This is a genomic window from Chamaesiphon sp. VAR_48_metabat_135_sub, from assembly GCF_031418915.1.
Taxonomy (GTDB): Bacteria; Cyanobacteriota; Cyanobacteriia; order Cyanobacteriales; family Chamaesiphonaceae; genus Chamaesiphon.
Genome location: NZ_JANOJV010000057.1, coordinates 1 through 5713, shown reverse-complemented (window position 1 = coordinate 5713; position 5713 = coordinate 1). Strand labels below are relative to the sequence as shown.

The 5713-nt window shown below is 44.3% G+C and carries 8 protein-coding genes; 3 read left to right on the top strand and 5 right to left on the bottom strand.

Going from position 1 to position 5713, the window contains the following annotated elements; all coding sequences use genetic code 11:
• Positions 1 to 192: 192 nt before the first annotated feature.
• Positions 193 to 498 (bottom strand): hypothetical protein, encoded by a 306-nt coding sequence (locus RMO55_RS04380; protein WP_310424107.1) that lies wholly within the window; start codon positions 496 to 498, stop codon positions 193 to 195.
• A gap of 128 nt (positions 499 to 626) precedes the next feature.
• On the bottom strand, positions 627 to 1655 hold the full coding sequence (locus RMO55_RS04375) for a hemerythrin domain-containing protein (protein WP_310424104.1): 1029 nt from the start codon (positions 1653 to 1655) through the stop codon (positions 627 to 629).
• Positions 1656 to 1956: 301 nt separating this feature from the next.
• Between RMO55_RS04375 and RMO55_RS04370 the strand changes: the two genes are divergently transcribed.
• A complete protein-coding gene (locus tag RMO55_RS04370; RefSeq protein ID WP_310424101.1) occupies positions 1957 to 2160 on the top strand; it encodes a chlorophyll a/b-binding protein in 204 nt (67 codons plus the stop codon).
• Positions 2161 to 2516: 356 nt separating this feature from the next.
• Here the strand turns inward: RMO55_RS04370 and RMO55_RS04365 are convergent, their stop codons facing one another.
• Positions 2517 to 2720 (bottom strand): hypothetical protein, encoded by a 204-nt coding sequence (locus RMO55_RS04365; protein ID WP_310424096.1) that lies wholly within the window; start codon positions 2718 to 2720, stop codon positions 2517 to 2519.
• Positions 2721 to 2987: 267 nt separating this feature from the next.
• On the opposite strand from RMO55_RS04365, the gene RMO55_RS04360 reads away from it, so the two are divergent.
• Positions 2988 to 3221: a hypothetical protein gene (locus RMO55_RS04360; protein ID WP_310424093.1), complete on the top strand. Its 234-nt coding sequence runs from the start codon at positions 2988 to 2990 to the stop codon at positions 3219 to 3221.
• On the top strand, positions 3211 to 3933 hold the full coding sequence (locus RMO55_RS04355) for a fatty acid desaturase (RefSeq protein WP_310424089.1): 723 nt from the start codon (positions 3211 to 3213) through the stop codon (positions 3931 to 3933). Before RMO55_RS04360 ends, RMO55_RS04355 begins: the two co-directional genes overlap by 11 nt.
• Positions 3934 to 3997: 64 nt before the next feature.
• Here RMO55_RS04355 and RMO55_RS04350 read toward each other — a convergent pair whose 3' ends face one another.
• Both RMO55_RS04350 and RMO55_RS04345 read right to left on the bottom strand, forming a co-directional pair.
• Positions 3998 to 4558 carry a HAMP domain-containing sensor histidine kinase gene (locus tag RMO55_RS04350; protein ID WP_310424086.1) on the bottom strand — a complete coding sequence of 187 codons (561 nt, stop codon included), beginning with the start codon at positions 4556 to 4558 and terminating at the stop codon, positions 3998 to 4000.
• Positions 4559 to 4577: 19 nt separating this feature from the next.
• Positions 4578 to 5713: PAS domain-containing protein (locus RMO55_RS04345; protein ID WP_310424083.1), on the bottom strand; the 1136-nt coding region annotated here is incomplete at its 5' end.

The following is a 5713-nucleotide window of genomic DNA, read 5'->3' as shown; positions in this document are numbered from 1 at the left end:
CGATCGAGCTTTCGGCGGCGTAATTATTTGGGCAATTGGGGGGATTACGATCGCCAATTTAAACAACCCAGCGATCGCCCTCGGTGGCTTATTAGCGATCGCCATGCTAACTATAGTGATGTTGCCGCGATCGAGTTCACGCTAAACAAAGTAATTAATCATCCTCAATTGAGCAACGCCACATCAGCTTGATTAAGCTGCTAATTCGTCATCATCAAATAGATTTATCAAGCTGCTCATAGGTCGATTCCGTAATGCGGAGGCTACGCCAACGAAAGATCCTTGAGCTTGCTGTGTAGAAATTATCGTCCATCCGGCTTGTAAAAGTTTTTGGCTAGTCGCCCAACCCTGCGAACCGCCTGGAATGCGATAGTCTGGTACACAGAGTCCAGGAAAAGCTGTATAAGGTTTCCAAGGGTGAAAAGATTCCAATCGAAGGTGCAGAGCTAATTTTCCCTTGCTGCTAAACTTGGGAATCCAACATAATTGTCCAGTCATTTGAGATACCTCCTAAATTCAATTAGTTTAAATTCAATCGATTATTTATGCTGTTAATAAGAGGGACTACAGGGAAGATTTATTCCTCATAGTCCCACAATAGTTAAGTGTGAGAACTGGTATTTAGCTTACGCAGCAAGCTGCTGTTGAAGTGTACTTTTCGCAGCTTTAAATTGCGTAGCTAATTGTTGTTGCTGGGCATCGCTACAGTTGCTGCGAATCGCCGCAAACATCATATTTTCTTCTTGACGAACGTGAGCCATCACTGCCGTTTTCAATTGCTCAACTTTTGACTTAAAATCATTAGCTGAAGAGCTAGAAGATTTTAGATCGGCAAGCATCACTTTCATTTGGGCTTGCTCGTCGTATAGTTCCTGGGTTTCTCCATAAAACGCGCGCACGGCAGGATAAACAACTTGTTCCTCTGCTTCTGAATGAACAGATAGATCCTGGTAGATTTGTCCAAAATACTCCTCAATTTTTTGGGGATCGTTACTTTTTTCAATCTGCATAAATAGCATACTCACCTTATTATGATCCATGCGAATTATGTCTTGAATACTCAGATCGGATTTATCGCTGATTTGCGTTACCGCACTACCAAAAACACCAGAAAGCGCGGCAACAGAATCTTGGACTCGCGCCCACAATCCTTGTTGTGCCTCTTGTCCAGTCAGTTCGCGCACACCCAGTACTTCTAATACGCCTTTGAGTTGCTCTTGGTGAGCGCGATTCTCAAAGTTGAGTGTATTTAAGGGCGTAATCGCAGCTTCGACATCTGCGCCGACGACTTGAGCGGCTTTGTGAACCAAAACGCCTGACATAAATTGCTGGTGTTTTAGTAATTCGTGTTGAGAGACTTTTTCATATAATGAAAGCTCAGATCCATCCATTAACTGGCTAATTTTCTCAACCATCATGGTGACTGTTTCATGGGGCTTACCCTGGACACCATATTGAATGCTGACGGTATCTAAAATACCTAAATTCTTGCGATCGTCATCCAACATGTGTCCGAGCCTGTCGCGAATTTCTTGATCGCTGCAACTGGACATTAATTTCTCTTCATTAGCAATCAGTAAGTTTTGCACTTCCTTGATATCAGCTAGCTTACAGGCAATTGCTGTCCGCTTAGAATCTTCAATAGCGATCGACATGGTATATTCTCCCTTTTTTAGCGAACGTTCGTTGTTGTTCAATGAACTTTCTTAACCTCAAGATAAAACATCAACGAGAATAGCTCATCCCTCAAATTGTAGATTTAGCAAATCTAAATTACAGTCTAAGAACTCACACTTTTGAGAGAGGTAAATATATGTAACGAATTGATAGGATTGTGGCAGGTTGATGAATTGGCTAGCACAGGTAAAGATACCCCTAACATTTCAAATAGGTAAGTAAGCTTTACTGTAAATCGTCATTCTATTTCCGGTAACCACAAGATTTGGAGTAATTATCATGACAAGTCCTACCAAAGGAATCACTTCTACTAATATCGAGCGGAATGAGTGGCAGTGGGGATTTACGCCCCAAGCTGAACTCTGGAATGGTCGGTTTGCAATGCTCGGATTTATGGCAGCTCTTCTAACCGAATGGTTGTCTGGTGAAGGCATTCTGCACTTCTACGGTTTGATGCACTATATGAGTGTAGCTACTCGCTAGGTCTGTTCACACCGAGTATTCTCGTTCTTCGAGAATACTCGGTACGATCTGCTTTGCACGGTCACAATCCGAATCGATCCTTAGAAAATTCGGTGCTTGACAATCTATCTCTTAACGACTAAAAAGAATTGGCGAACAATCAGCAGATGCAATCAAAGAGTTTGGCTCGATGTATCCAGAGGTAGCTAAAAACAGTGCTGAAGAGCTAAAAAAATAGCATCGACAATAAATAAATGCTCTCGATATCATTGCAAAATAGCCCCAGCTTGTTAGAGGTTGAGGCTATTTTGCAATGTTCAAATATCCTGCTTTTCCTGGTCAACTGCGGCATCAGTATCGATTACCTCGCGGCGCGGCTACGCCAACGAATTAAGATTATCCTGTAGCTGTTTCGTGAGTAAATCTACCTGTTGCAAATTTTCGCCATCGTCTTGTAGCTCTGAATCTGTTGGCGATTCCGAGATATTTGTTCGATCTGATACCTGCTGTGCATCCTGAATCCCCAGCGAGTCCTCTTGAGTTGAGTTTCCACGATCCTGAAGTTGTCTTTCGCTAGCCATAATTTTAAGTTATTTATTGGTGAATAACAATTAGCTTACATAAATTTCGATCGAGCGACATCACTCTAAAGAAATAGATATTAATCAGTCTGTTGGAAGATGTAATTAGCCGATTACAATTGATACTGTAGAAGCGGGTACAAAAACAAATGATCGAAAGATCCTGAAGTTCGATAGGTAAGTGTGAGGTAATAGCTATTTTAAGTTAATACCTCACACTACTTTTAGAGTAGCAAATATTAATAGAATACTGGAGGTATATTATCCATGACTGAAATTAAAATAGAGGTAACTAGATTTAATTCTCCACTGGAAAGGCTGTATGACCAAAACATAAAAGTAAGTTTTATTGGTGGAGAAGGAATCGTGCGAAGCTCTAGTTTTGAAGGTGGAACTTGGAGGTATCTAGTCGAGATGCCGCAAGGCAAAGAGCCGACTTTTGACAGAGCGGGCGCAGAAACAATGGTGTTGCTCAACGAGAGAGAACTCTGTGCAACATGACCCAAAATTGCAGTCATGGAAAGGATTGCTGGTTGCTACAGTCATCGTGATACTCTGGATTTGTAGCCTAGTATTCTTATCATTTATCGATATTTTTCAGTTACTACCTTTATGGATTTTGCCCGCCATTTTAGGAAGAACATTTATCCAGACTGGGTTATTTATTGTCGCTCATGATGCAATTCACGGATCTGTATATTCGAGAAACCGTAAATTGAATGATGCGATCGGTCAATTTGCAGTTATATTGTACGCACTTCTAGACTATCAAAAACTTGCTGTCAATCACTGGCAACATCATCGGCAGCCTGGGCAAACTGGCGACCCTGATTTTCACGACTGCAATAGATTTGTTTGGTATCTAAAATTCATGAAAGGATACCTAACTCTTCGACAAATAATTATTCAGTTCTTGGGGTTGGGCACGATCTTTATGACCTTACATTTTGGGTTGCATATTCCTGTTCCCAATCTGTTTTTGTTCTGGATATTGCCGATTTTTTTTAGTACGATGCAGCTATTCTATTTTGGAACTTATTTGCCGCATCGATCTAGCAATGCTGAAAATTCTCATCAGGCAACAAGTAGTAATTATCCGCTGATTTGGTCATTTTTAACCTGCTATCACTTTGGCTATCACTGGGAACATCATGAGTATCCCTTTCTGGCATGGTATGACCTGCCATCTGTGCGCCAAGTAGTAGAAAAATGACGATCGCGAATGCTTGGAGAGTTGGAGATATTTTACTCGAGTAATCCATTCATCCTCTAAACCTCTAACCGTGACTTTTCGGCCAAGTCACATAAAAAGTTGTCCCCTTGCCCAAGCTGGACTCTAGCCGAATCGTACCTTGCTCTGTTTCAACGATCTTTTTGACGATCGCTAAACCAATGCCCGTACTGTCACTATTTTCCCTAACTTTGAGAGTTTGGAAGATGGCAAAGACTTGTTGGTGATGTTCTGGGGCGATGCCTGGGCCGTCATCGCGGACGATAAATTCATGGCAGTTGGGATGTTCGATCGCCCAAATGTGCAGATGTCCCGTTACAGAAGTATGGTGCTTGATGGCATTGCTAATTAAGTTAGCAAAAACTTGGCTTAAAAATACGCGTTTGGTCGTCAGCGTTGGCAACGGTGGCTGGATGTCGATCCTAAAGCCCTCTGGTGGGGCGAGGGAGTCGATAATCTCAGCTAGGAGTTCGGCAAGGTCGAAGGTTTCTAACTTAGCTTCTTGTCGCCCTGCGCGGGCGTACCGCAGCAAACTGTCAATCATCGATTCCATCCGTTTGACACGGGTACGCAGGAGCTGAAACTGTTGCTGAGTGTCTGGTGGCAACTGACCGTCTAAATCTTCTTCAATCCAGACTTTGCACGAGTGCTTGACTCTGATGTAACTCTTGCTCGGCGCGTTTGCGATCGGTAATATCGATCGATACCCCTAAAATCTGTTGGGTATTTCCCGCTGGCGTTGTGTTAAATACAGTGCTACGACTGAGTAACCAGCACCACTCACCATTTGCCTGTCGCACTCGGTATTCTATCTCCAGCACTTCTCCAGGGAGAGCCGTGTCGAATTGGGCCTGATACGCCATTGCGCTCGGCAGATCGTCTGGATGCACGATATTCGGCGTGATGTCTGTCCCCAGCTCTTCTAGTTGCTCTGGTGTATAGCCCAGCAGTTCTAGGGAGTGGCGATTGCTATAGATGTTGCGTTGCTCGACCAGATCGTAGACGTACAGCATCCCCGGCATGGTTTCGACGACCTTTTGCACGAACTGCTGGCTCTCTTGCAAGGCTGCTTCTACTTGCTTGAGGTGGGTGATATCGGTATTGGTGCCCACCCACTCGACGATTTGCCCCGATCGATCGCGAATCGGTTCGGCGCGAGTCAGGTACCAGCGATCGGATTCACCACCAAAATGCCAGCAAAATTCGGCTTCGTAGGGCATTCCAGTTTGCACACAGAGCTGCCATTGCTGCTGGATGGCAGCAAATTCATCAGGATCTACCTGACTCCAGCCGATGGCTGTCGCCCGCTGGGCAGTTTCCCACGCCTGCATCACATCTGGGAGATCGTCAGGATGAACGCGGTTCAACCACATCTCGACAGTAGCTGCGCCATTAGTGGCTGGATCGTAGCCAAAGATCTGGAAATTATTGTCAGACCAGATGGTTTTACCTGTGGACAAATCTGCATCCCACGTCACCATATCTGCGGCTGTAAGTGCCAAATTGAGCCGTTCTTCACTCTCCGACAAGTTCTCGATCGAGCGTAAACGCTCGATCGTAATACTAGCAATTTTAGTCCCAAATTCGCCCAGTCGATATTCCCAATCGGTCGGCAATCGGGCTTCATTAAAGCACAACATCACCGAACCGATGGGTAAATTATCGATCCCCATAATCGGTAAGGAATGACTCGCGCCGAACCGATTCGCGATCGATCGGGGCAAATCGTCGAGTGGGTGGGCACCAATACCGATATCACCCA

Coding starts and splice junctions, on each gene's coding strand:
- RMO55_RS04380 (WP_310424107.1), bottom strand. CDS start 498: ATGACTGGACAATTATGTTGGATTCCCAAGTTTAGCAGCAAGGGAAAA.
- RMO55_RS04375 (WP_310424104.1), bottom strand. CDS start 1,655: ATGTCGATCGCTATTGAAGATTCTAAGCGGACAGCAATTGCCTGTAAG.
- RMO55_RS04370 (WP_310424101.1), top strand. CDS start 1,957: ATGACAAGTCCTACCAAAGGAATCACTTCTACTAATATCGAGCGGAAT.
- RMO55_RS04365 (WP_310424096.1), bottom strand. CDS start 2,720: ATGGCTAGCGAAAGACAACTTCAGGATCGTGGAAACTCAACTCAAGAG.
- RMO55_RS04360 (WP_310424093.1), top strand. CDS start 2,988: ATGACTGAAATTAAAATAGAGGTAACTAGATTTAATTCTCCACTGGAA.